The sequence below is a fragment of the Agromyces kandeliae genome (assembly GCF_009674665.1).
GTDB classification, from domain to species: domain Bacteria; phylum Actinomycetota; class Actinomycetes; order Actinomycetales; family Microbacteriaceae; genus Agromyces; species Agromyces kandeliae.
The window spans coordinates 409,112-434,835 of sequence record NZ_WKJD01000006.1 but is presented as its reverse complement, the minus strand read 5'-3'; the positions used below and the strand labels follow the sequence as shown (position 1 = coordinate 434,835).

At 70.7% G+C, this 25,724-nt stretch carries 23 protein-coding genes; 12 read left to right on the top strand and 11 right to left on the bottom strand.

The annotated features are described in order from the left end of the window. Positions 1–189: 189 nt before the first annotated feature. The 8 genes from GJR97_RS04335 to sdhC form a co-directional block, all read right to left on the bottom strand. Positions 190–999, bottom strand: a complete 810-nt coding sequence (locus GJR97_RS04335) for an HAD family hydrolase (RefSeq protein WP_154345240.1) — start codon at positions 997–999, stop codon at positions 190–192. Beyond that, the gene (gene trpS / locus GJR97_RS04330) at positions 996–2,006 is read right to left on the bottom strand and encodes a tryptophan--tRNA ligase (RefSeq protein WP_154345239.1); all 1,011 of its coding nucleotides are present in this window, start codon (positions 2,004–2,006) and stop codon (positions 996–998) included. Before trpS ends, GJR97_RS04335 begins: the two co-directional genes overlap by 4 nt. A gap of 23 nt (positions 2,007–2,029) precedes the next feature. Further along, positions 2,030–2,866 (bottom strand): exodeoxyribonuclease III, encoded by an 837-nt coding sequence (locus GJR97_RS04325; RefSeq protein WP_154345238.1) that lies wholly within the window; start codon positions 2,864–2,866, stop codon positions 2,030–2,032. Positions 2,867–2,876: 10 nt separating this feature from the next. Further along, a complete protein-coding gene (locus tag GJR97_RS04320; RefSeq protein WP_154345237.1) occupies positions 2,877–4,202 on the bottom strand; it encodes a YihY/virulence factor BrkB family protein in 1,326 nt (441 codons plus the stop codon). Positions 4,203–4,333: 131 nt separating this feature from the next. Further along, positions 4,334–5,092 (bottom strand): succinate dehydrogenase iron-sulfur subunit, encoded by a 759-nt coding sequence (locus GJR97_RS04315; RefSeq protein ID WP_324613137.1) that lies wholly within the window; start codon positions 5,090–5,092, stop codon positions 4,334–4,336. A 1-nt stretch (position 5,093) separates the two neighbouring features. Then, the gene (sdhA, locus tag GJR97_RS04310) at positions 5,094–6,902 is read right to left on the bottom strand and encodes a succinate dehydrogenase flavoprotein subunit (RefSeq protein WP_324613136.1); all 1,809 of its coding nucleotides are present in this window, start codon (positions 6,900–6,902) and stop codon (positions 5,094–5,096) included. A 7-nt stretch (positions 6,903–6,909) separates the two neighbouring features. Further along, entirely contained in the window at positions 6,910–7,356 is a 447-nt protein-coding gene (locus GJR97_RS04305) for a succinate dehydrogenase (protein WP_154345236.1), read from the bottom strand. A 10-nt stretch (positions 7,357–7,366) separates the two neighbouring features. After that, the gene (gene sdhC, locus GJR97_RS04300) at positions 7,367–7,789 is read right to left on the bottom strand and encodes a succinate dehydrogenase, cytochrome b556 subunit (RefSeq protein WP_154345235.1); all 423 of its coding nucleotides are present in this window, start codon (positions 7,787–7,789) and stop codon (positions 7,367–7,369) included. A 159-nt stretch (positions 7,790–7,948) separates the two neighbouring features. Here sdhC and GJR97_RS04295 point away from each other — a divergent pair, with 159 nt between their 5' ends. From GJR97_RS04295 to GJR97_RS04245, 11 genes are all read left to right on the top strand, one after another. Then, complete coding sequence (locus tag GJR97_RS04295; protein ID WP_154345234.1) at positions 7,949–9,067, top strand: mannose-1-phosphate guanylyltransferase; 1,119 nt, start codon at positions 7,949–7,951, stop codon at positions 9,065–9,067. A 22-nt stretch (positions 9,068–9,089) separates the two neighbouring features. Further along, positions 9,090–10,148 (top strand): BMP family lipoprotein, encoded by a 1,059-nt coding sequence (locus GJR97_RS04290; protein ID WP_154345233.1) that lies wholly within the window; start codon positions 9,090–9,092, stop codon positions 10,146–10,148. A gap of 171 nt (positions 10,149–10,319) precedes the next feature. After that, positions 10,320–11,417 (top strand): BMP family lipoprotein, encoded by a 1,098-nt coding sequence (locus GJR97_RS04285; protein ID WP_324613135.1) that lies wholly within the window; start codon positions 10,320–10,322, stop codon positions 11,415–11,417. Positions 11,418–11,582: 165 nt separating this feature from the next. Then, positions 11,583–13,124, top strand: a complete 1,542-nt coding sequence (locus GJR97_RS04280) for an ABC transporter ATP-binding protein (protein ID WP_154345231.1) — start codon at positions 11,583–11,585, stop codon at positions 13,122–13,124. After that, complete coding sequence (locus GJR97_RS04275; RefSeq protein WP_154345230.1) at positions 13,121–14,428, top strand: ABC transporter permease; 1,308 nt, start codon at positions 13,121–13,123, stop codon at positions 14,426–14,428. Before GJR97_RS04280 ends, GJR97_RS04275 begins: the two co-directional genes overlap by 4 nt. After that, the gene (locus GJR97_RS04270; RefSeq protein ID WP_407643570.1) at positions 14,425–15,738 is read left to right on the top strand and encodes an ABC transporter permease; all 1,314 of its coding nucleotides are present in this window, start codon (positions 14,425–14,427) and stop codon (positions 15,736–15,738) included. Before GJR97_RS04275 ends, GJR97_RS04270 begins: the two co-directional genes overlap by 4 nt. Before the next feature lie 16 nt (positions 15,739–15,754). After that, positions 15,755–16,174: a cytidine deaminase gene (locus tag GJR97_RS04265; protein WP_154345229.1), complete on the top strand. Its 420-nt coding sequence runs from the start codon at positions 15,755–15,757 to the stop codon at positions 16,172–16,174. Beyond that, positions 16,171–17,472 carry a thymidine phosphorylase gene (locus GJR97_RS04260; RefSeq protein ID WP_154345228.1) on the top strand — a complete coding sequence of 434 codons (1,302 nt, stop codon included), beginning with the start codon at positions 16,171–16,173 and terminating at the stop codon, positions 17,470–17,472. Before GJR97_RS04265 ends, GJR97_RS04260 begins: the two co-directional genes overlap by 4 nt. Positions 17,473–17,563: 91 nt before the next feature. Beyond that, positions 17,564–18,685 carry an adenosine deaminase gene (locus GJR97_RS04255; RefSeq protein WP_324613134.1) on the top strand — a complete coding sequence of 374 codons (1,122 nt, stop codon included), beginning with the start codon at positions 17,564–17,566 and terminating at the stop codon, positions 18,683–18,685. A gap of 117 nt (positions 18,686–18,802) precedes the next feature. Beyond that, positions 18,803–19,291, top strand: a complete 489-nt coding sequence (locus tag GJR97_RS04250) for a PTS sugar transporter subunit IIA (protein WP_154345227.1) — start codon at positions 18,803–18,805, stop codon at positions 19,289–19,291. Then, positions 19,288–19,572: a PTS sugar transporter subunit IIB gene (locus tag GJR97_RS04245; protein ID WP_154345226.1), complete on the top strand. Its 285-nt coding sequence runs from the start codon at positions 19,288–19,290 to the stop codon at positions 19,570–19,572. Before GJR97_RS04250 ends, GJR97_RS04245 begins: the two co-directional genes overlap by 4 nt. 55 nt (positions 19,573–19,627) lie before the next feature. On the opposite strand, the gene GJR97_RS04240 is transcribed toward GJR97_RS04245, so the two are convergent. Together GJR97_RS04240 and GJR97_RS04235 are read right to left on the bottom strand one after the other, a co-directional pair. Then, the gene (locus tag GJR97_RS04240; RefSeq protein WP_154345225.1) at positions 19,628–21,346 is read right to left on the bottom strand and encodes a phospho-sugar mutase; all 1,719 of its coding nucleotides are present in this window, start codon (positions 21,344–21,346) and stop codon (positions 19,628–19,630) included. Positions 21,347–21,425: 79 nt separating this feature from the next. Beyond that, on the bottom strand, positions 21,426–22,253 hold the full coding sequence (locus GJR97_RS04235; protein ID WP_154345224.1) for a purine-nucleoside phosphorylase: 828 nt from the start codon (positions 22,251–22,253) through the stop codon (positions 21,426–21,428). 126 nt (positions 22,254–22,379) lie between these two features. Between GJR97_RS04235 and GJR97_RS04230 the strand changes: the two genes are divergently transcribed. Further along, positions 22,380–23,810, top strand: coding sequence for an NAD(P)H-quinone dehydrogenase (locus tag GJR97_RS04230; RefSeq protein WP_154345223.1), 1,431 nt, complete (start codon positions 22,380–22,382; stop codon positions 23,808–23,810). A 96-nt stretch (positions 23,811–23,906) separates the two neighbouring features. On the opposite strand, the gene GJR97_RS04225 is transcribed toward GJR97_RS04230, so the two are convergent. Then, the gene (locus GJR97_RS04225) at positions 23,907–25,676 is read right to left on the bottom strand and encodes an ATP-binding protein (protein ID WP_154345222.1); all 1,770 of its coding nucleotides are present in this window, start codon (positions 25,674–25,676) and stop codon (positions 23,907–23,909) included. Between the last annotated feature and the right edge of the window lie 48 nt (positions 25,677–25,724).

The window sequence follows — 25,724 nt, the reverse complement described above, 5'->3', positions numbered from 1 at the left end:
CAGATGGACGCCGACGAACGCGACCGGCAGCTGCGCCTCTGGAAGAAGGCCGTCACGAAGACCCTCGACTGGGTCGACGACGACGTCCGCTGACATGAGCGATCGCTCGCCGAGGTGAGCGGATGACACGGGCCGGGGTGCACGGGAAGGCACCCCGGCCCGTTGCCGTCTCCGCACCGGCGCCCGGGTTCAGCCGAAGCGGTCGGCGAGGAGCGGCGCGAGCTCGGTCAGGGTCCGGATCTCGACGACGCCCACGGCTGCGGCATCCGTCGCATCGGGATCGGCCGGGCGCTCGCCCGAGCGGTTGAGCCACACCCCGACCAGCCCGGCCTCGGCCGCGCCGATCGGGTCCGTCCGGAGCCGATCGCCGACGTACGCGGCCCCCGAGACGGCGGCACCCGCGGCGAACCGCGCGACCGCGACCTCGAAGATCCGTCGATCGGGCTTGGTCACGCCCTCCGCGCCGGAGGCGACCAGGTGCTCGATGCGGCCCGGATGACCGACCTCGAGGCCGAGCCGCACGAGCTTCGCGAGCTGGAAGTCGTGCTCGCCGTTCGTGATGATGCCGAACCGCACGCCCGGGAGCGCCGACTCGAGCGCATCGAGCGAGGTCATGACGTCGTCGTGCAGCGCCCACGACTCGCGGTAGCGCTCGAAGTACGTCGCGAACCAGGCGCCCGCCGACTCGTCGTCGATCGGGTCGCCGTGCGCGCGGGCGAACTCGGCCGCGCGCGCCCGCCGCTGCTCCTCGAACGTCAGTTCGCCGGCGAGGTAGGCATGGTAGTGCCGTTCCTCGAGTTCGTGCCACAGCGACTGCGCCGCGGCCTCGTCGGCGGCGTAGCCGCGGTCCCTGAGGTGCAGGACGATCCCCGCCCCGACCGCCTCGCGGTGCGCCATGAGCGTGTCGTCGAGGTCGAACAGCACGACCGGGCGCCCGGCACCCGACGCATCGGCGTCGGTCGCCGAGGCGGACGCGTCCGGGCCCTGCACGCCCGTCATGACCGGCGGAGGAACCCGACCCGGTCGTACACGGTCGCGAGCGTCCGCTCCGCGCGCTCGGAGGCCTTGGCCGCGCCGATCGCGAGCAGGCGGTCCAGCTCGGCCGGGTCCTGCATGAGCTCGAGCGTGCGCTCCCGGATCGGCGCGACCCGGTCGACGACCACCTCGGCGAGGTCCTTCTTCAGGTCGCCGTAGCCCTTGCCGTCGTACTCGGCCTCGAGCTCGGGGATCGAACGGCCCGTCACCGTCGCGTAGATGTCGAGCAGGTTCGCGATGCCCGGCTTCGCCTTCGGGTCGTAGCGGATCTCGCGCTCGGTGTCGGTCACGGCGCTCCGGATGCGCTTGGCGATCACCTTCGGGTCGTCCATGAGGTTGATCAGGCCGTTCGGACTCGCCGCCGACTTCGACATCTTGGAGGTGGGTTCCTGGAGGTCGTAGATGCGGGCGGACTCCTTCGGGATCATCGCCTCCGGCACGACGAACGTGTCGCCGTAGCGCGAATTGAATCGCCCAGCGAGGTCGCGCGTGAGCTCGAGGTGCTGGCGCTGGTCGTCGCCGACGGGCACGAGGTGGGTGCCGTAGAGCAGGATGTCGGCGGCCATGAGCACCGGGTAGGTGAACAGGCCGACCGTCGTCGACTCCGCCCCGTACCGCGCCGACTTGTCCTTGAACTGGGTCATGCGGCTCGCCTCGCCGAAGCCCGTGAGGGTGCCGAGCACCCACGCGAGCTCGGCGTGCGCGGGCACGTGCGACTGCACGAACAGGGTCGACCGGGCGGGATCCACGCCCGCGGCGAGGTACTGCGCCGCCGTGCGGCGGGTCGCCTCGCGGAGCGTCGCCGGGTCCTGTGTCACGGTGATCGCGTGCAGGTCGACGACGCAGTAGATCGGGTCGTGGTCCTCCTGCAGTGCGACCCAGTTCACCAGGGCGCCCAGGTAGTTGCCGAGGTGGAGGGAGTCGCCGGACGGCTGCATGCCGGAGAAGACGACGGGGCGTGCGGTGTTCATCGTGGTGTGGGGGTCCTTCGGTCTCAGATGGCGTAGTCGACGACGACGGGAGCGTGGTCGGACCATCGCTCGTCGTACGCGTCGGCACGGTCGACGGCGTAGGACACCATCGCGTCGGCCAGCGCCGGCGTCGCGAGCTGGTAGTCGATGCGCCATCCGCTGTCGTTGTCGAACGCCTTGCCGCGCCACGACCACCACGTGTAGGGACCGGGGACCTCGCCGGCGGAGCGTCGCCCGAGGTCGACCCAGCCGAACCCGGCGCCGGCGTTGTAGTCGTCGTCGTCCTCGGCACCCAGGAAGCGGTCGAAGTAGGCGCGCTCCTCGGGGAGGAAGCCGGCACGCTTGACGTTGCCCTTCCAGTTCTTGATGTCGAGGGTGCGGTGGCCGACGTTCAGGTCGCCGACGACCACGGCGAGTTCGTGCGAGGCGAGCTCCGACATCCGCTCGCTCATCGCGTCGAGGAAGCGGTACTTGTCGACCTGCTTCGGCGTCTCGGCCTCGCCGGAGGGCACGTAGCAGCTGACGACGGTCACGATCCGGCCGCCGACCTCGTAGTCGGCCTCGAGCCAGCGACCCGCGGTGTCGTGGTCCTCCGCGCCGAGCTCCACGCGGTGGATGTGCGCGCCGGCACGGCTCGCGATCGCGACGCCGGCGCGGCCCTTCGCGGTTGCCGGGTCGTGCAGGATGCTCCATTCGTCGCCGAGGAGCGACGACAGGTCGTCGGTGGACGCCCGCACCTCCTGCAGCGCGAGGATGTCGACGTCGCGGGCGGCGAGCCAGTCGCCCATGCCGCGTCGGAACGCCGCCCTGATCCCGTTCACGTTGGCGCTGACGATCCGGAGCCGGGAGGGGGAGGGCATGCCTACGATCCTAGGCGAGCCCACCCCCACGGCCGTTCCCGTTCCGCCATGGGTGCGGCTTCGTCGGCGGCGGTGGCGGGGCGGATGCCTCGAGCTCGTCGAGATCCCGCCGGGCCCTCGCGAGCCGTCGGCCCGTGGCCATCCGCTCGTACCAGCGCGCCGCCTCGGCGGCCGCCCGTGCCTCGCGCACGCGGATCCTCGCGGCCGTGAGGAGCGCCTCGTACTCGCGCTGGCGGCGCTCCGCCTCCAGCTGCTCGGCGGTCACCCGGCGAAGCGACTCGTTCCGGTCCGCGGCCTCGACCGCGATCCACGCCGCCGCCACGAGGATGATGATGCTCGCGATCCGGAACCAGAGCAGGAGCGCGACGATGACGGTGAACGTCGCGAGGAGCGGGTTGCTCCCGGCCCACGACAGGACCCACCCGCCGAGCATCTGCAGCACGCTGAGTGCGGCGGAGCCGAGCAGCGAACCGGTCCACATGCGTCGCCACGGCATCTCCGCACCCGAGAGGAAGCGGAACATCACGGCGAGCGCGAGCGTGTCGATGATGAACACGACGATGATCGCCCCGAACTGGAGGCCCAGTCGCACGATCGACGACTCCGTGGTGAGGTCGACGCCGAGCAGTCCGAACAGCCAGTCGAGGAACCCCGTGGCGACGATCGAGAGGACCGCCGCGATGAGGATGGCGACGCCGAACATGAACGCCGCGGCGAAGTCGCGCGCCTTGAGGTAGAGGTACGCCCGATCGTCCTTCGGCAGCAGGAAGATGCTGCGAACGGCCATGCGGGCGTAGGTGACCCACCCGATGGCGGTCCAGATCAGGCCGCCCAGCGCGACGGCTCCGGTCCACCCGAACAGGCTGGTGCTCGCGGTGGCGGCCGCCTGCAGGTCCTCGGTGCTGATCACGCCGTTCGGGCCGACCAGCCCTGGTGCGTACGTGTTGATGAGCAGCAGGAGCGCGTTGAGCGTCTCCTCGTCGCCCAGCAGCCAGATGCCCGCGACGGCGAAGACGACGTAGATCGCCGCGAAGACCGCGAACAGCGACTGGTAGCTCATCCCCGCGGTGAGCAGGAACCCGTTCCGGGCGAGGAAGTGGCGCCAGACGCGTACCGGGAAGAGCGCCATCGTCCACTGCGTGAACTGCTCGGCGCGGGAGATCGGCTCGTCGAACCGCTCGAGGATCGGTGCGCTCGCGGCCTCGATCCGGTCTCGGACGCGCAGGGTCGTGGGCTGCCGTCCGGCGGGCACGCCGTTGCCGGCGGCCGCGCCGGGAGGCACGACGCCGTCGGATGGCGCGGAAACGCCGTCGCGTCCCCGTCCGCGATCGCTCACGCATTCACCCTAGCGAGCGGATGCCGCACGGCGGACCACCCCGCGCCAGCTCCGACGCACGCGCGAGGGGCCCCGGAGACGCCGGAGGGGCCGGTGCGATGCGCACCGGCCCCTCCGCTCCGCGGAGCCCGTCAGGGCGTTCCGCGCATGATGGCCTGCTTGACCTCGGCGATCGCCTTGGTCACCTCGATGCCGCGAGGGCACGCATCGGTGCAGTTGAAGGTCGTGCGGCAGCGCCACACGCCCTCCTTGTCGTTCAGGATGTCGAGGCGCACCTTGGCCTCCTCGTCGCGCGAGTCGAAGATGAAGCGGTGCGCGTTCACGATCGCGGCCGGGCCGAAGTACTGGCCATCGGTCCAGAACACGGGGCACGACGACGTGCATGCGGCGCACAGGATGCACTTCGTGGTGTCGTCGAAGCGAGCCCGCTCGGCGACCGACTGCACGCGCTCCTTGCCCGAGGCGGGCGCGGCGCTCGCCTGGAGGAAGGGCTGCACCTCGCGATAGCTCGCGAAGAACGGCTCCATGTCGACGACGAGGTCCTTCTCGAGCGGGAGGCCCTTGATCGCCTCGACGTAGATGGGCTTCGTGATGTCGAGGTCCTTGATCAGCGTCTTGCAGGCCAGGCGGTTGCGACCGTTGATGCGCATCGCGTCGGACCCGCAGATGCCGTGCGCGCACGACCGGCGGAACGTCAGCGAGCCGTCCTGCTCCCACTTGATCTTGTGCAGCGCGTCGAGCACGCGGTCGGTCGCGTACATCTCGACGTCGAAGTCCTGCCAGCGCGGCTCGGCGTCGACCTCGGGGTCGAAGCGGCGGATCAGGAAGGTGACGGTGAAGGACTTCGTCGCGGCATCCGTCGACGACGTCTCGAGCGTGGCGGTCGTCACGTCAGTACTTCCTCTCCATCGGCTGGTATCGGGTGATCGTCACCGGCTTCCAGTCGAGCCGGATGTGATCGGAGGCGACCGACGAGTGCGCGTCGCCCGACAGGTAGGCCATCGTGTGCTGCATGAACTTCTCGTCGTCGCGGTTCGGGAAGTCGTCGCGCATGTGACCGCCGCGGCTCTCCTCGCGGTTGCGGGCGGAGGCCACCACGACCTCGGCGAGGTCGAGGAGGAACCCGAGTTCGACCGCCTCGAGCAGGTCGGTGTTGAACCGCCTCCCCTTGTCTTGCACGGCGATGTCGCGGTAGCGGTCGCGCAGGCCCGCGATCACCTCGGCGACGTGGTCGAGCGACTCGCTCGTCCGGAACACCTGGGCGCCCTTGTCCATCTCGTCCTGCAGCTCCTTGCGGATGGCGGCGATCCGCTCGGTGCCGTTCGAGTCGCGCAGCATCTCGAGGAGGCGGCGGACGTCGCCGGCCGGGTCCTCGGGCAGCGGCGTGAACTCGACGCCGGAGTTGACGTACTCGACCGCGTTGCGGCCGGCCCGCTTGCCGAAGACGTTGATGTCGAGCAGCGAGTTCGTGCCGAGGCGGTTCGAGCCGTGCACCGACACGCACGCGCACTCGCCCGCGGCGTAGAGGCCGGGGACGACCGTCGTGTTGTCGCTCAGCACCTCGGCCTTGACGTTGGTCGGGATGCCGCCCATCGCGTAGTGCGCCGTCGGCATGACCGGGACCGGCTCGTACACCGGATCGACGCCGAGGTAGGTCCGCGCGAACTCGGTGATGTCGGGCAGCTTGGTCTCCAGCACCTCGGCGCCGAGGTGGGTGCAGTCGAGCAGCACGTAGTCCTTGTCGGGGCCCGCGCCGCGGCCCTCCGCGACCTCCTGGACCATGCATCGCGCGACGATGTCGCGCGGTGCCAGGTCCTTGATGGTCGGCGCGTAGCGCTCCATGAACCGCTCGCCCGAGGCGTTGCGGAGGATGGCGCCCTCGCCGCGGGCGCCCTCGGTGAGGAGGATGCCGAGGCCGGCGAGGCCGGTCGGGTGGAACTGGAAGAACTCCATGTCCTCCAGCGGCAGGCCCTTGCGCCAGATGATGCCGACGCCGTCGCCGGTCAGCGTGTGCGCGTTCGAGGTCGTCTTGTAGATCTTCCCGAATCCGCCGGTGGCGAAGATCACGGCCTTGGCCTGGAACACGTGGAGCTCGCCCGTGGCGAGCTCGTAGGCGACGACGCCCGACGGCTTCTGCACGCCGTCGACCTCGGTCATGACGAGGTCGAGCGCGTAGTACTCGTTGTAGAACTCGATGCCGAGCTTCACGCAGTTCTGGAACAGCGTCTGCAGGATCATGTGTCCGGTGCGGTCGGCCGCGTAGCACGCGCGACGGACCGGCGCCTTGCCGTGGTCGCGCGTGTGCCCGCCGAACCGGCGCTGGTCGATCTTGCCCTCGGGCGTGCGGTTGAACGGCAGGCCCATGTTCTCGAGGTCGATGACCGCGTCGATGGCCTCCTTCGCGAGGATCTCCGCCGCGTCCTGGTCGACCAGGTAGTCGCCGCCCTTGATCGTGTCGAAGGTGTGCCACTCCCAGCTGTCCTCCTCGACGTTGGCGAGCGCGGCGGCCATGCCGCCCTGCGCCGCGCCCGTGTGGGAGCGCGTCGGGTAGAGCTTGGAGATCACCGCGGTCTTCGCGCCCGGTCCGGCCTCGATGGCGGCCCGCATGCCCGCGCCGCCGGCGCCGACGATCACGATGTCGTACTGGTGGTAGTGGACGCCGTCGACGACCGTCGTCTCGACGTGGTTCTCGCTGGTCACGTGTCTCCTATGCGGCGGGGCAGAACGAGGGGAGCAGCTCGGCGGGCGAGCCTGCGGGGCACGGGTCGAAGGTGAACACCACGAGCGTGCCGAGGACGAGCAGCACGACCGTGGACAGGAGCAGCGCGCCCTTCAGGATCCGCTGCACGGTGCCCGGGTTCGTGTAGTCGCTGACGATGGTCCGCATGCCGTTCGCGCCGTGGATCAGCGCGAGCCACAGCATCAGCACGTCCCACCATTGCCAGAACGGGTCGGCCCACTTGCCGCCCACGAAGCCGAAGTCGATGGCCTTGACGCCCTCGCCGACCATGAGGTTGACGAAGAGGTGTCCGAAGACGAGCACGACGAGCACGACGCCCGACGCGCGCATGTAGATCCAGCCCCACTTCTCGAGGTTGACGCCGCGTCGCGGCGCCCGGCGAGCGGGGGTGCGCGGGGATTCGATGACGGTCATCACGGCGCTCCTAGTGGCTGAAGACGTTCATGAGGTGCCGAGGCACGAACCCGAGCATCGTGATCACCCAGAGCGCGATCACGATGTAGAACAGGACCTTCTGGTTGCGGGTCGCCCACGACCAGAAGTCGACGAGGATGACGCGCAGGCCGTTGAACGCGTGGAACACGATCGCGCCGACGAGCGCCACCTCGCCGAGGCCCATGATCGGGGTCTGGTAGGTGCCGATGACCGCGTTGTAGGCCTCGGGGCTCACGCGCACGAGAGCGGTGTCGAGGATGTGCACGAGGAGGAAGAAGAAGATCGCCACCCCGGTGATCCGGTGCAGCACCCACGACCACATGCCCTCGCGGCCGCGATAGAGCGTGCCGCCCGGCTTCTGCTTCGCCGGCTTCTCGGGTGCGATCGGGGTCCGTGTCGTCGTTGCTGACATGGACGTCCCTCCTGGCGGTGTGCGTCGCCCGACTGCGGGCATGACGGGACCGATGGCCCGGGTCCGAGTCTAGTGCGCTCGCGGGGGTGGTCCGGTTCGCCGTCGTGGCGAGGGAGCCGCCCGCGGTTGTCCGGGGCGGCCCGCGGCTATCCTGATCGGATGCGACAGGCTCCGCTCGACCGCTTCTACAGCGTCATCCCCGCCGGCGGCGTGGGATCCCGGCTCTGGCCGCTCTCGCGCGCCGACGCGCCGAAGTTCCTCCACGACCTCACCGGATCGGGCCAGACCCTGCTCCGCGACACCTGGGATCGGCTCGCGCCGCTCTCGGGCGAGCAGCGCATCATGATCGTCACCGGTCGCGCGCACCGTGCGGCGGTCGAGGCGCAGCTGCCCGAGCTCGCCGACGCGAACATCGTGCTGGAGAGCGAGCCCCGCGACTCGACCGCGGCGATCGGCCTGGCCGCCGCGATCCTCGAACGTCGCGAGCCCGGGGTGATCATCGGCTCGTTCGCGGCCGACCACGTCATCTCGGGGTCCGCGCTCTTCCGCGACGCGGTGACGGCGGCCGTCGCCGCCGCCGACGCGGGGTACATCGCGACGATCGGCATCACGCCCACCGAGCCGGCCGTCGGATTCGGCTACATCGAGTGCGGCGAGCCGCTCGACGTCCCGGGCACCGACAAGGTGACGGCCGTGTCGAGCTTCGTGGAGAAGCCCGACCTCGAGACGGCACGCGGGTACGTCGAGGGCGGACGCCACCTCTGGAACGCCGGCATGTTCATCGCCCGGGCCGACCGCCTCCTCGAGGAGCTGGCGCGCACCGAGCCCGCGCTCCACGCGGGCGTGCTCGAGCTGGCCGAGGTGTGGGACGACCCCGAGACGCGGGGGCCGGCCGTCGACCGCATCTGGCCCACGCTGGAGAAGATCGCGATCGACTACTCGGTCGCCGAACCGGCTGCCGCGCGCGGCAGCCTCGCGGTCGTGCGCGCCCACTTCCAGTGGGACGACGTCGGCGACTTCGCCTCGCTCGCCAAGCTGAACACGGCCGGCCGGTCCGGCGAGCTCGCGATCCTCGGCGAGCACGCCCGTGTCCTCTCGGACGCCTCGAGCGGGATCGTCGTGAGCCGGGCCGACCGCGTGATCAGCCTCATCGGCGTCAAGGACATCGTGGTCGTGGACACGCCCGACGCGCTGCTCGTGACGACGAGCGAGCATGCGCAACGGGTCAAGGCCGTCGTGGACGCACTGCGCCTCGGCGGATCGAACGACGTGCTCTAGGCACGGGAAGGTGGTCGGACGGATGTCGTTGCGACGGATCGTCACGTTCGGAGCCGCGCTCGTCGTGGCATCCGCTGCCGTCACCGGCTGCGCGCCCGCGCCGGAGGGCGCCGGCGATGCGGTCGCGGACGGGTGCGTGCGCATGGTCACGAACTCGGGCGGGCTCGAGGACCGTTCGTTCAACCAGTCGAGCTGGGAGGGCCTGCGACTGGCGGAGGACGAGCTCGGCGTGGAGGCAGAGGCGCTCGTGTCGACGAGCGAGACCGACCTCGCGCCGAACGTCCGCCAGGCGGTCGACTCCGGATGCGCGCTCGTGGTGACGGTCGGGTGGGAGCTCGCGGAGGCCACGCTCGCCGAGTCGGAGGCGAACCCCGAGGTCTCGTTCGCGATCGTCGACGAGACGGTGGACGCGGCGAACGTAAAGCCGGTCGTCTTCGACACCGCGCAGGCGTCCTTCCTCGCGGGCTACCTCGCGGCAGGCGTGTCGCGGACGGGAGTGGTCGCCACCTTCGGAGGCGGGAACCAGCCCCCGGTCACCCTCTTCATGGACGGCTTCGTGGACGGCGTCGCGAGGTACAACGAGGTGCACGGCGGCGACGTCCGCGTGCTCGGCTGGAACAAGGAGGAGCAGGACGGCTCCTTCACGGGCGACTTCGAGGACATCAACAAGGGCAAGGTGCTCGCCGAGGGGTTCATCGACCAGGGTGCCGACGTGATCCTTCCGGTGGCGGGCCAGGTGGGGGAGGGCGCCGCGGCGGCGGCGATCGAGCACGGCTCGACCTCGGTGATCTGGGTCGACAGCGACGGGTACGAGACGCTGCCCGCCGAGTTCCGGACCGTCGTGCTGACGAGCGTCCTGAAGAACACGCAGCAGGCGATGGTCGACATCGTCGGCGCGGTCCAGGACGGCACCTTCACGAACGCCCCGTACATCGGGACGCTCGAGAACGGGGGGGTCGAGATCGCCCCGTACCACGACCTCGAATCGCTCGTGGGACCGGGGCTGCAGGGTGAGATCGAGGGCCTGCGACAGTCGATCATCGCCGGCGAACTCGTCATCGACTCGCCATCGGCGCCCTGAGTGTCCCCTGCTCGGGGGAGCCTCGCCACTGCTCATATGAGCAGAAGGTCGCGGGTTCATAACCTTTGACCGCTGCGGGTCGAGGGGCCGATGGCGCGCGTCGAAACATTGGGTAACGTGACCTCACGGTCCCCGCGATCGTTCGGGGTGCACTGTCTTTTGGAGGACACTGTGACGTTCACGTTCAAGAAGGCCGCAGTCGGCGGCCTCGCGACCATCGGTGCGGTCGCGCTCCTCGCAGGTTGCGCGTCGGCTCCCGAGGAGACCGACGCCGACGGCGGCGAGACGCTCGACTACCTGCCCTGCATGGTCTCCGACGCCGGTGGCTTCGACGACAAGTCGTTCAACCAGCTGGGCCGCGAGGGCCTCGAGTCCGCATCCGACGAACTCGGCGTCGAGCCGACCCTCGTCGAGTCGGCCGCCGAGACCGACTACGCGTCCAACCTGCAGAGCCTCGTCGACCAGGGCTGCAACACCATCGTCACGGTCGGCTTCCTGCTCGCTCCGGCGGCGCTCGAGTCGGCGACCGCGAACCCCGACCTCGAGTACGTCTCGATCGACGACACCGTCGACACGGACTTCGACGGTGTGACCGATGCCGAGAACATCAAGCCCATCATCTTCGACACCGCCCAGGCGGCGTTCCTCGCGGGCTACCTCTCGGCCGGCATGAGCGAGACGGGTGCGGTCGGCACCTACGGCGGCATCAACATCCCGACCGTGTCGATCTTCATGGACGGCTTCGCGCAGGGCGTGGAGTACTACAACGAGGAGAACGGCGCCGACGTCCAGGTGCTCGGCTGGGACCGCGAGGCGCAGGACGGCTCGTTCACCGGCGGCTTCGAGGCGAACGACACCGCTCGCCAGGTCGCTCAGGGCCTCATCGACCAGAACATCGACGTGCTGCTGCCCGTCGGCGGCCCGATCTACCAGTCGGGTGCTGCGGCCATCCGCGACTCCGGCCGTGACATCATGCTGCTCGGTGTCGACGCCGACGTGTACGAGACCGACCCGTCGGTCGGCGACCTGCTGCTGACGTCGATCCGCAAGGGCATCGACGTGGGTGTCGAGGACGCGATCCTCGCCGCCGGCAACGGCGAGTTCGACCCGGCTCCGTTCGTCGGCACGCTCGAGAACGAGGGCGTCGGCCTCGCGCCGTTCCACGACTTCGAGGACGCGGTTCCGGCCGACCTGTCGTCGAAGCTCGACGAGCTCCAGCAGATGATCATCGACGGCGACATCACCGTCGAGTCCTACCTGGCCGGCTGAGCCGAGCCGTTCGCGGAGGGAGGCCGGTGCTGCACCGGCCTCCCTTCGTCGCTTCCCGGGCGCTGCTGAGCACGCCCGCCAACATCTGAGCAGTTCGGGACGCTCATCGGCGCACTTCGGCGCACGACCGCTGCGAAACCCGACGCGATCATTAGGATCGGTGGCATGAAACTCGAACTCCGAGGAATCACGAAGAAGTTCGGTTCCCTGGTGGCGAACGACCACATCGACCTCACTGTCGAGGCGGGGGAGATCCACTGCCTCCTCGGTGAGAACGGGGCGGGCAAGTCGACGCTGATGAACGTCCTGTACGGCCTGTACCGGGCCGATGAGGGCGAGATCCTCCTCGACGACAAGCTGCAGCACTTCGAGGGCCCGGGCGACGCGATGCGCGCGGGCATCGGCATGGTGCACCAGCACTTCATGCTGATCCCGGTGTTCACGGTCGCGGAGAACGTGATGCTGGGTCACGAGCAGACCCATCGGGGCGGGCTCATCGACCTGGCTGCGGCGCGGCAGCGGGTGCGGGAGATCAGCGACCGGTTCGGGTTCGACGTGGACCCCGACGCGCTGGTCGACGACCTCCCGGTGGGCGTGCAGCAGCGGGTGGAGATCATCAAGGCGCTCTCGCGGGACGCGCGGGTGCTGGTGTTCGACGAGCCGACCGCGGTGCTGACGCCGCAGGAGACCGACGAGCTGATGGCGATCATGCGGCAGCTGAAGGAGTCGGGCGCGGCGATCGTGTTCATCACGCACAAGCTGCGCGAGGTCCGCGAGGTCGCGGACCGGATCACGGTGGTGCGCCTGGGCAAGGTGGTCGGCGAGGCCGAGCCGACCGCGACGAACGCCGAACTGGCCTCGCTGATGGTCGGACGCGCGGTCGAGCTCACCGTGCAGAAGGAGGAGCCGACGCTGGGCGAGGAGGCGTTGCAGGTGTCGCACCTGAGCGTCATCGACCCGATCGGGCAGCTCGTGGTCAACGACGTCAGCTTCACGGTGCGTCGTGGCGAGGTGCTCGCGGTCGCCGGCGTGCAGGGCAACGGGCAGACCGAGCTGACCGAGGCGCTCGTCGGGCTCCAGCCACGGGTGCAGGGAGAGGTCCGGCTCGACGGCGAGGACCTCACGCGGCACACGGTGCGGAAGATCCTGGACGCGGGGGTCGGGTTCGTGCCCGAGGACCGCACGGAGGACGGCCTCGTGGGCGAGTTCACGGTCGCCGAGAACCTCATGCTCGACCGCTCGGACGGCGCACCGTTCGTGAAGGCGGGGAACGTGCAGCGCGGCTTCCTCGCCGAGTTCGCGAAGGACAAGGTCGCGGAGTTCGACGTCCGCACGCCCGGCATCGAGACCAAGGCCGGACGGCTCTCGGGCGGCAACCAGCAGAAGGTGGTGCTGGCCCGTGAGCTGAGCCGCGACCTGAACCTGCTCGTGGCGGCCCAGCCCACGCGTGGCGTGGACGTGGGGTCGATCGAGTTCATCCACAAGCGCATCATCGAGACCCGCGACGCGGGCGTGCCCGTCGTCGTGGTCTCGACCGAGCTCGACGAGGTGACCGCCCTCGCCGACCGGATCATGGTGATGTACCGGGGCAAGGTCGTGGGCATCGTGCCGGGCGACACCCCCCGTGAGGTCCTCGGCCTGATGATGGCCGGCGAGCGTCCGGCTCCGTCCGGTGACGCCCCCACCCCCGAAGGAGCCGCGGCATGAGCGACCGCAACGACCCCGACGTCGCGCTCGAGACCGGAGCGCAGGTCCCGCCTGACGAGCCGGTGATCGCGCCCGAGCCCGAGCCCGAGGAGCCCTCGCGCTGGCAGCAGGCGCTGCGCCAGATCGCGACCGGGAACGCGATCATCTCGGTCCTGGCCGTGCTGCTGGCCCTCTTGGTCGGAGCCGTGATGATCGCGTTCACCGACGAGCGCGTGCAGGCGGCATCCGGGTACTTCTTCGCCCGCCCGGGCGACACGTTCGCCGCGATCTGGGACTCGGTCTCGGGGGCGTACGTGGCGCTGTTCCAGGGTGCGGTGTACAACTTCCGCCGCCCCGACTTCGTGTCTGGGATCCGGCCGCTGACCGAGACGCTGAACTTCGCCACCCCGCTGATCGCGGCCGGCCTCGGCGTCGGCCTCGCCTTCAAGGTGGGCATGTTCAACATCGGTGGTCGCGGGCAGATGCTGCTCGCGGCATCCGCCGCCGGGTGGGTGGCGTTCTCGTTCGATATGCCGTTCCCGCTGCACATGATCGTCGCCGTGATCGCGGGCATCGTCGCGGGCGCCCTGTGGGCGGGCATCGCGGGCCTGTTGAAGGCGCGCACCGGCGCGCACGAGGTGATCGTGACGATCATGCTGAACTACGTCGCCCTGTACCTGGTGTCGTGGATGCTGCGCACCCCGGGGCTGCTGCAGGCGCCCGGCTCGAACAACCCGAAGACCCCTCCGATGAAGGACTCCGCGATCTTCTTCGACCTGCTCGGACCGCAGTTCAACCTGCACTTCGGGTTCGTCCTCTCGATCGGCTGCGTGGTGCTCGTGTGGTGGATCCTGGACCGGTCGAGCCTGGGCTTCCAGTTCCGCGCGGTCGGGCTGAACCCGAAGGCCGCCCGGGTCGCGGGCATCAACGTGAACCGCATGTACGTGTACGGCATGCTGATCGCCGGCGCCCTGGTCGGCCTGGCCGGCGTGGACCAGGTCCTCGGCACCGTGACCACCGGGTTCTCCTCCGGCATCGACGCCGGCATCGGGTTCGACGCGATCACGGTCGCCCTGCTCGGCGGGTCGAACCCGTGGGGCATCCTCGCCGCCGGGATCCTGTTCGGCGCGTTCAAGGCCGGCGGGTTCGCGATGCAGGCCGCCGAGGGCGTGCCGATCGACATCGTCCTGGTCGTGCAGTCGTTGATCGTGCTGTTCATCGCGGCGCCGCCGCTGGTCCGGGCGATCTTCCGGCTCCCGCAGCCGGGCGCCAAGCCGAAGAAGCGAACCCGTTCCGCACGCAAGGAGGAGGTGGCGGCGAAGTGACCGCTCCCAGCCAGCACCACGCCACCGCCGCCCCGACGGAGCGCGCCCTCGACAGCACGACCGTGATCAGCTGGAAGGCGCCGATCTCGTTCGCCGTGATCACCGTGCTGCTCGCCGTGCTCTTCCTCACGACCCGGCACAGCGGCGACGCGATCTTCCGCCTGTCCGGCCCGCGCGACCTCATCCAGATCCCCGAGATCACCCTGAACGGACCGGTCACGACCTGGACGTGCATCGTCCTGCTCACCGGCATCACCGTCGTGTCCGCGGCGATGGTCCGCGCCAAGCGGCGTGTGCCGCTGTGGCTGGTCGTGATCTTCGCCGTGATCGGCCTAGTCGCGTTCCTGACCTGGGCCGCCGCGGGCGCCCGCACCCCGGTGATCCCGCTGCCCGGCCTGCTCGCCGGGGCGCTCAGCCTGTCCGTGCCGCTGATCTTCGGCGCCCTGTGCGGTGTCATCAGCGAGCGGGTCGGCGTGATCAACATCGCCATCGAGGGCCAGTTGCTGGCCGGCGCGTTCACCTCCGCCGTGGTCGCCTCCGTGATCGGGCAGCAGTGGCTCGGCCCGATCGTGGGCCTGGCCGCGGCCGCCGTGTCGGGCGTGCTCGTCGCGTTCGTGCTCGCCGCGTTCGCGATCAAGTACTTCGTCGACCAGGTCATCGTCGGCGTCGTGCTGAACGTCCTCGTGATCGGGCTGACCAGCTTCCTGTTCTCCCAGGTCCTGGCTCCGAACGCGGCCCTGCTGAACTCCCCGCCCCGCCTGCAGCGCATCCCGATCCCGCTGCTGTCCGAGATCCCCCTGATCGGGCCGATGTTCTTCCGCCAGACGCTCATCGTGTACGCGATGTACGTCATCATCGTCCTCGTCTACATCGGCCTGTTCCACACCCGGTGGGGCCTCCGGCTCCGCTCGGTCGGCGAGCACCCGCAGGCCGCGGACACCGTCGGCATCAACGTCGCCCGCACCCGGTTCTGGAACGTCTCCCTCGCCGGCGCGATCGCCGGCTTCGGCGGCGCGTTCTTCACCCTCGGCGCGGTCGGCGCGTTCAACAAGGAGATGACCGCAGGTGCCGGCTTCATCGCCCTCGCCGCCGTGATCTTCGGCCAATGGGACCCCATCCGGGCCACCCTCGCCGCGCTGCTGTTCGGCTTCGCATCGAACCTGCAGAACACGCTCTCCGTGATCGGCTCCCCGGTGCCGAGCGAGTTCATGCTCATGCTGCCCTACGTCGTCACGATCCTCGCCGTCGCCGGATTCGTCGGCAAGGTCCGCGGACCCGCCTCCGCCGGCAAGCCCTACATCAAGTCCTGACCGAGGAGCGTCACCGATGACCGACCACCAGTCGACCGACTGGGGCCACCTTCGCGAGATCGCCCGCGAGGCGATGGCGAAGGCGTACGTCCCGTACTCCCAGTTCCCCGTGGGCGCCGCGGCCATCGCCGACGACGGCCGCGTCGTGAGCGGCTGCAACGTCGAGAACGCGTCGTACGGCGTGACCCTCTGCGCCGAGTGCTCGCTCGTCTCGGCGCTCGTCATGTCGGGCGGAGGCAAGCTCGTCGCGTTCACGTGCGTGGACGGCCACGGCAACGTCCTCATGCCGTGCGGCCGCTGCCGCCAGCTCCTCTACGAGCACTCAGCGGAGGGCATGGTGCTCGAGACCGTCTCGGGGCTGAAGACCATCGACGAGGTGCTGCCCGACGCATTCGGCCCGCGACAGCTCGCCGAGTACCGGGGGGAGAACTCATGAACGCCGTGGAGGCCTTCGATGCCGTCGACCTGATCCGCACCAAGCGCGATCGCGGCGAGTTGTCCACCGATCAGATCGACTGGCTCGTCGACGCGTACACCCGAGGCTACGTGGCCGACGAGCAGATGTCGGCGATGACCATGGCGATCTTCCTGAACGGGATGACGCGGCGTGAGATCCGGGACATGACCATGGCGATGATCGCCTCCGGCGAGCGCATGGACTTCTCGGGGCTCGGCAAGCCCACGACCGACAAGCACTCCACCGGTGGGGTCGGCGACAAGATCACCCTCCCGCTCATGCCGCTCGTCGCTTGCTTCGGCGTCGCCGTGCCCCAGCTGTCGGGCCGCGGGCTCGGCCACACCGGTGGCACGCTCGACAAGCTCGAGTCGATCCCGGGCTGGCGTGCCGAACTGTCCAACGACGAGATGTTCGCCCAGCTGCGCGACGTGGGCGGCGTGATCTGCGCGGCCGGAACCGGCCTCGCCCCGGCCGACAAGAAGCTCTACGCGCTCCGCGACATCACGGGCACGGTCGAGGCGATCCCGCTCATCGCCTCCTCGATCATGTCGAAGAAGATCGCGGAGGGCACGGGCGCACTCGTGCTCGACGTGAAGTTCGGTTCCGGCGCGTTCCTGCAGGACATCGATCGATCGCGCGAGCTCGCCCGGACGATGGTCGAGCTCGGCCAGGACGCCGGGGTCGCGACCTCGGCGCTGCTGACGAACATGAACGTCCCGCTCGGACTCACGATCGGGAACGCGAACGAGGTCCGGGAGTCCGTCGAGGTGCTCGCGGGCGGCGGCCCCGCCGACATCCGGGAGCTCACGATCGCCCTCGCTCGCGAGATGCTCGAGCTCGCCGGAGTCGCGGACGCGGACGTCGAGGCCGCACTCGACGACGGCCGCGCGATGGACACCTGGCGTGCGTCGATCCGGGCGCAGGGCGGCGATCCCGACGCTGCGCTCCCGGTGGCGAGGGAGCAGCACGTCGTGACCGCCGACCGCGACGGCGTGCTCGTGCGCCAGGAGGCGCTGCCGTTCGGCATCGCCGCGTGGCGGCTCGGCGCGGGCCGTGCCCGCAAGGAGGACCCGGTGCAGCACGCTGCGGGCATCGACCTGCACGTCAAGCCGGGCGACGTCGTCCGGTCGGGACAGCCGCTCTTCACGCTGCACGCGGACGAACCGGCCAGGTTCGCGCGCGCGCTCGATGCCGTCGCGGGCGCGTGGGAGATCGGCGACGCAGGATCGGCCGTGCAGGACGGCGGCCCCCTGATCGCCGAGCGCATCGGACGCTAGCGCCCTCGCCGCGCACGTCCGTTGCGTGACGTGCCGTCGCACGCAGGGATTTCCCTGCGTCGGCGACGGCTCGCGCCGCTATCGTGGTGGGGTGGACACGCACGCGACCGAATACCGGATCGAGGGAGACGGCACCGACATCCGGTCGCTGCCGAAGATCTCGCTGCACGATCATCTCGACGGCGGCCTGCGGCCGCAGACCGTCATCGAGCTCGCCGATGAGGTCGGGTTCGAGCTCCCCGCGACCGAGGCCGACGATCTCGGTCGATGGTTCGCCGACCAGTCCGACTCGGGTTCGCTCGTGGAGTACCTGAAGACGTTCGACGTGACCACCGCGGTCATGCAGACGCGCGACGGGCTGGCGCGCGTCGCGCGCGAGTTCGTCAACGACCTCGCCGAGGACGGCGTGATCTACGGGGAGGTCCGCTGGGCTCCGGAGCAGCACCTCGCGCGCGGGCTCTCGCTCGACGAGGCCGTCGAGGCCGTCCAGGCGGGCCTCGAGCAGGGCGTCGACGACGTGCGCCGCCAGGGGGCCCGGATCCGGGTCGGCCAGCTCATCACCGCGATGCGGCACGCCGACCGGGGGCTCGAGATCGCCGAGCTCGCCGTGCGTCATCGCGATCGCGGGGTGGTGGGCTTCGACATCGCGGGCGCCGAGGCGGGCTTCCCGCCGAGCCGCCACCGCACCGCGTTCGACTTCCTCGCGACCCAGTTCATGCCCGTGACCGTGCACGCGGGCGAAGCCGACGGCCTCGAGTCGATCCGGAGCGCCCTGTTCGACGGTCGTGCGCTCCGTCTGGGCCACGGCGTGCGGCTCGCGGAGGACCTCACGATCGAGCGGCAGGACGACGAGAACACCTACGTCTCGCTCGGCCCGGTCGCCCAGTGGGTGCGCGACCGCGAGATCGCACTCGAGACCAGCCCGTCCTCGAACCTGCAGACCGGCGCGATCACGGCGTGGGGCGACGAACTCGTCGACCATCCGTTCGACCTGCTCTACCAGCTCGGATTCCGCGTCACCGTCAACACCGACAACCGCCTCCAGTCGGGCACCTCGCTCACCCGCGAGCTCGCACTGCTCTCCGATGCGTTCGGCTACGACCTCGACGACTTCGAGGTGTTCCAGCTCAACGCCGCTGCGGCGGCCTTCCTCCCGCTCGACGACCGCGAGGACCTCGTCGAGCAGATCCAGGACGGATTCGACGAGGCCTGACCGGCCGTCGGCCGGGCTCCGGCCGATCGCCGCCCCACGCCGCCGGCCGGGATCCGCGGGCAACCGGACCCACCTCCGCTCCACCAGAACTCCAGAACCACCTCCGAACGGACATCGATGACCCTCCCTCCGCTTCCCGACGACGCGATCGTGCTGCGCGTCGACGTCGCCGACTGGCGCGACGCCGTCCGCGCCGCCGGACGCGCGCTCGCCCGGTCCGGAGCGACGCTTCCGGGGTACGCCGACCGCATGATCGACGTGCTGGAGGAGTTCGGGGCGTACATCGTGATCGCGCCGGGCCTCGCGCTCGCGCACGCCCGACCCGGGCCGGACGTGCGTCGGAGCGGGCTCGCGGTCGTGACGCTCGCCGATCCCGTCGCGTTCGGCCACCCGCACAACGACCCCGTCCGCGTCGTCCTGGGGCTGGCGGTCTCCAACGCCGAGGAGCACGTCGCGAGCGTCGCCGACCTCGCGAACGTGTTCAACGAGCGCGACGCGATCGACCGCATCGCCGCGGCCGAGACGCCGGCCGAGGTGCGCGCGGTCCTGCACGTCTCGGGCGGCGAGGGGCGGCCGGCGACGGATGCCGCGGGGGCGCCGTCATGAGGATCGTCGCGGTCTGCGGTGTCGGAGTTGGCAGTTCGGCCATCCTCAAGGGCAACGCCGAACGTGCGCTCGACCGGCTCGGCCTGACGGCCGACGTGTCGGCGAGCGACCTCGCGGGCGTGCGCGAGGCGGCGGCCGACGCGCAGGTCGTGCTCACGTCCACCGAGCTCGCGGACCGGGTCCGCGAGGCGCTCGGACGGACCTGGGCGGAGATCATCGAGGTCGAGAACTACTTCGACGTGGAGGAGATCGGGCGCAAGCTCGACGCGTCACTCGGCTGAGCGAGGCGCGCGGGTCCGACCACCCGCGGAGGTCGAGGCGCGGCTCGTGCGCGTCTCAGGCGACGAGCGCGCGCATCCCCGCCTCGAGGCGGGCCACGGCGTCGGAGGCCGCGACACGACGCTCCTCGAGCGACCCCTCGGTCGCCGCCGCGTCGATGTACACCTTGAGCTTCGGCTCGGTGCCGCTCGGACGCACCATCACGCGGGCGCCGCCCTCGAACACGAGGCGGAGCACGTCCGACGGCGGGTACCCGTCGATCCCGGCGGCGAGGTCGTCGATCCGCTCGACTCGGATGCCGCCCACCTCGGTCGGCGGCTCGGCACGCAGCCGTGCCATCACGTCGGCGATGCGCGACAGGTCGGTCACGCGGATCGACACCTGGCTCGAGTCGAAGCGACCGAACCGCAGTGCGAACGCGTCGAGGTGGTCGGCGATCGTGCGTCCCTCGGCGGCGAGCCGCGCGGCGAGGGAGAGGAAGGCGACCGCTGCCGAGATGCCGTCCTTGTCCCGGACGGTGCGGGGGTTCACGAGGTAGCCGAGGGCCTCCTCGAACCCGAACACCAGCCCGGGCGCCCGCGAGATCCACTTGAAGCCGGTGAGCGTGGCTCGGAAGTCGAGCCCGTGGGCGCGCGCCACCGCCTCGAGCCCCGGGGAGGAGACGATCGAGCACGCGAGCGTACCGGGCGATCCCGAGGCATCCGTCCGACCGGTCGTCGCGTTCGACGCGGCGACCTCCTCTGCGACCTGCCAGCCGAGCAGCAGCCCGACCTCGTTGCCGCTCAGGCGCCGGTAGCCCTCGGGCTCGGCGGCGTCGGGGATCGCGACGGCGAGTCGGTCGGCGTCGGGATCGTTCGCGATGACGAGGTCGGCACCGGCCGCGCGAGCCGCCGCGAACGACAGGTCCATCGCGCCCGGTTCCTCGGGGTTCGGGAAGGCGACGGTCGGGAAGCGGCCGTCGGGCTCGATCTGCTCGGAGACGAGCCCCGGCGCCTCGAAGCCGGCGGCCTCGAGGACGCGCCGCATCGTCTCCCAGCCGACTCCGTGCATGGCCGTGTACACGACCCGAGGCTGCGCGGCCGGCCTCGTCGCCACGGCGGCCGTCGCGGCGACGTAGGCGTCGACGACCGACTCGTCGGCGGTCTCGAACGCGCCGCGCGGAAGCTCGGTGACCGGTGTCGTGGCGGCGATCCGATCGATCTGCGCGGCGATCTCGGCATCGGCCGGTGCCACGATCTGCGATCCCTCGTCGGAGCCGCCGAGGTAGACCTTCATGCCGTTGTCGTTCGGCGGGTTGTGCGACGCCGTGATCATGACGCCCGCACTCGTGTCGAGGTGCCGCACTGCGAAGGCCAGCACGGGCGTCGGCAGGAGTCGGGGGAGGAGGATGGCGCGCACGCCGGCGCCGGCCATCACCTCGACGACATCCCGCGCGAACGCCTCGGAGTTCCGGCGACCGTCGTAGCCGACGACGACGCTCGGGGCCGCCGCATCCGTCGCGTGCTCGAGGAGGAACCGGGCCAGGCCCGCCGCGCCCTGCGACACGAGCACGCGGTTCATCCGATTCGGGCCCGCGGCAATCTCGCCGCGCAGGCCCGCGGTGCCGAAGGCGAGCCGCGCGTCGAAGCGGTCGGCGAGGTCGGCGGATGCCTCGGCATCCCCCTCGCGCACGCGCGCCACGATCGCGGCGAGCTCGTCGCGGGTCTCGGCATCGGGATCCTGGGCGATCCAGGCCTCGGCGCGGGCGATGCGGTCGGCGTCGGTGAGGTGCGGCATCCGTTGCCTTCTCTCTCGAATGCGGCGGGCGGCGGCCCGCCGTGCGGTGCGTTCCGGGTGGAGCTCTGCGGGTCGCGGCCTAGATCGCCGCGACGACCTTCGCGAGCAGGTCGGAGATCTTCGTCTCGGCGGTGCGGCCGGCCTCGATGACCTCCTCGTGGCTGAGCGGCGTGGTCTGGATGCCCGCCGCGAGGTTCGTGATGAGCGACATGCCGAGGACCTCCATGCCGGCCTGGCGCGCCGCGATCGCCTCGAGGGCGGTCGACATGCCGACGATGTGCCCGCCGATGGCCTTGGCCATCTGCACCTCGGCCGGGGTCTCGTAGTGCGGGCCGCGGAACTGCACGTACACGCCCTCGTCGAGCGACGGGTCGATGGCCTTCGCGATGCCCCGCAGCCGTGCGGAGTACAGGTCGGTGAGGTCGACGAACGTCGCGCCCTCGAGCGGCGAGTCGGCGGTGAGGTTGATGTGGTCGCTGATCAGCACCGGGCTGCCCGGGGTCCAGTGCTCCTTGATGCCGCCGGCGCCGTTGGTGAGGATCATGGTCGTCGCACCCGTGGCCGCGGCGGTGCGGACCGAGTGGACGACCCGGCGGACGCCGTGGCCCTCGTAGTAGTGGGTGCGCGCGCCGATCACGAGCGCCCGCCGGCCGTCGGGCAGTGCGACCGATCGGAGCGTGCCGACGTGGCCCTCGAGGGCGGGCTTCGAGAACCCGGGGACCTCGTCCGCGGGGATCGCGTGCGTGGTCTCGCCGATGAGCTCGGCGGCGGCACCCCAGCCCGAGCCGAGCGTGAGCGCGACGTCGTGGCGCTCGATACCCGTGAGCTCCGCGATCCGGGCGGCCGCGTCGCGTGCGACGGCGAACGGATCGGCGGCGGGGTCGTCGAGGGGATTCTGCTGCTGCATCCCCTCATCGTACGCAAGGGGCGGATGCCGCGGCACGGCGTGCGCGCGCAGGTGCTCGTCTGCGCGCGCCATCCGCTCACCCGCCCGCGTTCGCGCGCGCGCCCGCGCGTGCATGAGAATGGGGGGATGCACACCACCTTCGAGCGCACCCAGAGGATCGCCGTACTCGGAGGTGGGCCCGGCGGGTACGAAGCCGCACTCGCCGCCGCGCAGCTCGGGGCCGAGGTCACGCTCGTCGAGCGCGCCGGCGTCGGCGGCTCGGCCGTGCTCACCGACGTCGTCCCGTCGAAGTCGCTCATCGCCACCGCCGAGGCCTCGAACGCCGTCAAGGAGGCCGCCGACCTCGGCGTGCAGTTCTTCGCCCGCGGCGGCGACGCGAAGGCGGTGAAGCCCGACGTCGCGATCAACCTCCAAGCCGTGAATAAGCGCCTCCTGGGTCTGGCGGCCCAGCAGTCCGAGGACATGCGGACGAACCTGCTCGACGCGGGCGTGCGGCTCGTGCAGGGCGAGGGCCGGCTCGACGGACCGAACGCCGTCATCGTGGCGACCGCGAAGGGCGGCACGGACTTCGACCGCATCGACGCCGACACGCTCGTCATCTCGACCGGCGCCACGCCGCGAGTACTGCCGTCGGCCGTGCCCGACGGCGAGCGCATCCTGACGTGGACGGAGCTCTACGCGCTGAAGCAGGTGCCCGAGCACCTCATCGTCGTCGGCTCCGGGGTCACCGGGGCCGAGTTCGCGTCGGCCTACCGTGCGCTCGGCGCGAAGGTCACGCTCATCTCCAGCCGCGAGCACGTGCTCCCCGGCGAGGATGCCGACGCGGCCGCCGTCATCGAGAAGGTGTTCAAGCGCAACGGCATGAAGGTCCTCTCGAAGTCGCGCGCGGACTCGGTCGTGGTCGACGGTGACGGCGTGCTCGCGACGCTCTCCGACGGCCGCGAGGTGCGCGGCTCGCACTGCCTCATGGCGGTCGGCTCGGTCCCGAACACGGCCGACCTGGGCCTCGAGGAGGCCGGCGTGCAGCTGGCCGAGTCGGGTCACATCCGCGTCAACCGGGTCGCGCGCACGTCGATGCCGAACATCTACGCCGCCGGCGACTGCACGACGTTCCTGCCCCTGGCATCCGTCGCCTCGATGCAGGGCCGGACGGCCGTGTTCCACGCGATGGGCGACATCGTGAACCCGCCGGAGAACCGCAACATCACCTCGAACATCTTCACGCAGCCCGAGATCGCGACCGTCGGGTGGACCGAGAACGAGATCGAGCAGGGGGTCGTCCCGGGCGTCGTCTACAAGCTGCCGCTCGCATCGAACCCGCGGGCGAAGATGATGGGGATCCGCGACGGCTTCGTGAAGCTGTTCGCGTCGAGCGCCTCGGGATCGATCATCGGCGGCGTCGTGGTCGCACCGAAGGCGTCAGAGCTCATCTTCCCGCTCGCCCTCGCCGTCGAGCACCGGCTCACCGTCGACCAGTTCGCGGAGGCGTTCCCGGTGTACCCGTCGCTCACGGGCTCGCTGACCGACGCCGCGCGCGCGATGCACGTCGTGCGCTGACCCGCCGACCGGGTTCCCAGGCATTTCCCGGGCCGACGCGGCGACGCGTGCGGTCACCCCTCCGGCGAGCCGCGGAGCACTCTCGGGAACGGTCGACTACGCGTCGGCGATCGAGAGGAGCAGGTGCCCGCTCGACACGGTCGTGCCGGGCTCGGCGTTCACGAGGCCCACGACCCCGTCCTTGTGGGCGACGATGGGCTGCTCCATCTTCATGGCCTCGAGCACGAGCACGAGGTCGCCCTTGACGACCTTGTCGCCCGCGGCGACGGCGACCTTGACGACGGTGGCCTGCATCGGCGCCGTGACGGCGTCGCCGGTGGAGGTGTCGACGGCGTGGTGCGCGGCGCGACGGCGCGGCGCAGGGCCGCGCGAACCGTTCGTCGACGGTGCGCCCGCGAGGCGCTTCGGGAGGGACACCTCGATGCGGCGGCCGTCGACCTCGACGATGAGGCTCGTTCGAGCGCCGGGTCCCTTGGTCTCCGCGAGCTCGCCCGTCCACGGCTCGAGCCGGTTGTCGTACTCGGTCTCGATCCAGCGCGTGAAGACCGAGAACGGCTCGTCGCCCTCCGGGGCGAACGCGGCGTTCCGCACGATGTCGCGGTGGAAGGGGAGCACGGTCGGCAGGCCGGCGACGTCGAACTCGTCGAGCGCGCGGCGCGCGCGCTCGAGCGCGTCCTTCCGGGTGGCGCCGGTCACGATGAGCTTGGCGAGCAGCGAGTCGAACGCGCCCGAGATCTCGTCGCCGCTCGTGACGCCCGAGTCGACGCGCACGCCGGGGCCGCCGGGGAAGCGCAGCTGGTGGATGGGGCCCGGCGCGGGCAGGAAGTTGCGGCCCGGGTCCTCGCCGTTGATGCGGAACTCGAACGAGTGACCGGTCGTGACGGGGTCGGAGTAGTCGAGCACGCCGCCCTCGGCGAGCCGGAACTGCTCGCGCACGAGGTCGATCCCGGTGACCTCCTCCGAGACGGGGTGCTCGACCTGGAGGCGGGTGTTCACCTCGAGGAACGAGACGGTGCCGTCCTGGCCGATGAGGAACTCGCACGTGCCGGCCCCGACGTAGCCGACCTCGCGGAGGATCGCCTTCGACGACTCGTAGAGCAGGCGGTTCTGCTCCTCGGTGAGGAACGGCGCGGGCGCCTCTTCCACGAGCTTCTGGTGGCGGCGCTGCAGCGAGCAGTCGCGCGTGGAGATGACCACGACGTTGCCGTGCTCGTCGGCGAGGCACTGGGTCTCGACGTGGCGGGGCTTGTCCAGGTACTTCTCGACGAAGCACTCGCCGCGGCCGAATGCGGCGACGGCCTCGCGGGTGGCGGACTCGAAGAGCTCGGCCACCTCGGCGCGCTCGCGCGCGACCTTGAGGCCTCGACCGCCGCCGCCGAACGCGGCCTTGATCGCGACGGGCAGCCCGTGCTCGTCGACGAACTCGAGCACCTCGGCGGCATCCGCGACCGGGTTCAGGGTGCCGGGGGCGAGCGGCGCGCCGACCTTCTCGGCGACGTGGCGCGCCGACACCTTGTCGCCGAGGCGCTCGATGGCCTCGGGCGACGGGCCGATCCAGATGAGCCCGGCGTCGATGACCGCGCGGGCGAAGTCGGAGTTCTCGGCGAGGAAGCCGTAGCCGGGGTGCACGGCGTCGGCGCCCGAGCGGCGGGCGATCGAGAGGAGCTTGTCGATGACCAGGTAGGTCTCGGCGCTCGTCGAGCCGTCGAGGGCGTAGGCCTCGTCGGCGAGCTTGACGTGGCGCGCGTCGCGGTCCTGGTCGGCGTAGACGGCGACGGAGGCGAGCCCGGAGTCGCGGGCGGCGCGGATGACGCGGACGGCGATCTCGCCGCGGTTGGCGATGAGGACCTTGGTGATGCGACGCATGATGACCAAGCCTATTGGCGGATTCCCAGCCGCCTTTGGGTGGTGCAC

Coding starts and splice junctions, on each gene's coding strand:
- GJR97_RS04230 (WP_154345223.1), top strand. CDS start 22,380: ATGCACACCACCTTCGAGCGCACCCAGAGGATCGCCGTACTCGGAGGT.
- trpS (WP_154345239.1), bottom strand. CDS start 2,006: ATGAACACCGCACGCCCCGTCGTCTTCTCCGGCATGCAGCCGTCCGGC.
- sdhC (WP_154345235.1), bottom strand. CDS start 7,789: ATGTCAGCAACGACGACACGGACCCCGATCGCACCCGAGAAGCCGGCG.
- GJR97_RS04260 (WP_154345228.1), top strand. CDS start 16,171: ATGAACGCCGTGGAGGCCTTCGATGCCGTCGACCTGATCCGCACCAAG.
- GJR97_RS04335 (WP_154345240.1), bottom strand. CDS start 999: ATGACGGGCGTGCAGGGCCCGGACGCGTCCGCCTCGGCGACCGACGCC.
- GJR97_RS04240 (WP_154345225.1), bottom strand. CDS start 21,346: ATGCCGCACCTCACCGACGCCGACCGCATCGCCCGCGCCGAGGCCTGG.
- GJR97_RS04265 (WP_154345229.1), top strand. CDS start 15,755: ATGACCGACCACCAGTCGACCGACTGGGGCCACCTTCGCGAGATCGCC.
- GJR97_RS04275 (WP_154345230.1), top strand. CDS start 13,121: ATGAGCGACCGCAACGACCCCGACGTCGCGCTCGAGACCGGAGCGCAG.
- GJR97_RS04245 (WP_154345226.1), top strand. CDS start 19,288: ATGAGGATCGTCGCGGTCTGCGGTGTCGGAGTTGGCAGTTCGGCCATC.
- GJR97_RS04295 (WP_154345234.1), top strand. CDS start 7,949: ATGCGACAGGCTCCGCTCGACCGCTTCTACAGCGTCATCCCCGCCGGC.
- GJR97_RS04250 (WP_154345227.1), top strand. CDS start 18,803: ATGACCCTCCCTCCGCTTCCCGACGACGCGATCGTGCTGCGCGTCGAC.
- GJR97_RS04280 (WP_154345231.1), top strand. CDS start 11,583: ATGAAACTCGAACTCCGAGGAATCACGAAGAAGTTCGGTTCCCTGGTG.
- GJR97_RS04235 (WP_154345224.1), bottom strand. CDS start 22,253: ATGCAGCAGCAGAATCCCCTCGACGACCCCGCCGCCGATCCGTTCGCC.
- GJR97_RS04225 (WP_154345222.1), bottom strand. CDS start 25,676: ATGCGTCGCATCACCAAGGTCCTCATCGCCAACCGCGGCGAGATCGCC.
- GJR97_RS04305 (WP_154345236.1), bottom strand. CDS start 7,356: ATGACCGTCATCGAATCCCCGCGCACCCCCGCTCGCCGGGCGCCGCGA.
- GJR97_RS04325 (WP_154345238.1), bottom strand. CDS start 2,866: ATGCCCTCCCCCTCCCGGCTCCGGATCGTCAGCGCCAACGTGAACGGG.
- GJR97_RS04290 (WP_154345233.1), top strand. CDS start 9,090: ATGTCGTTGCGACGGATCGTCACGTTCGGAGCCGCGCTCGTCGTGGCA.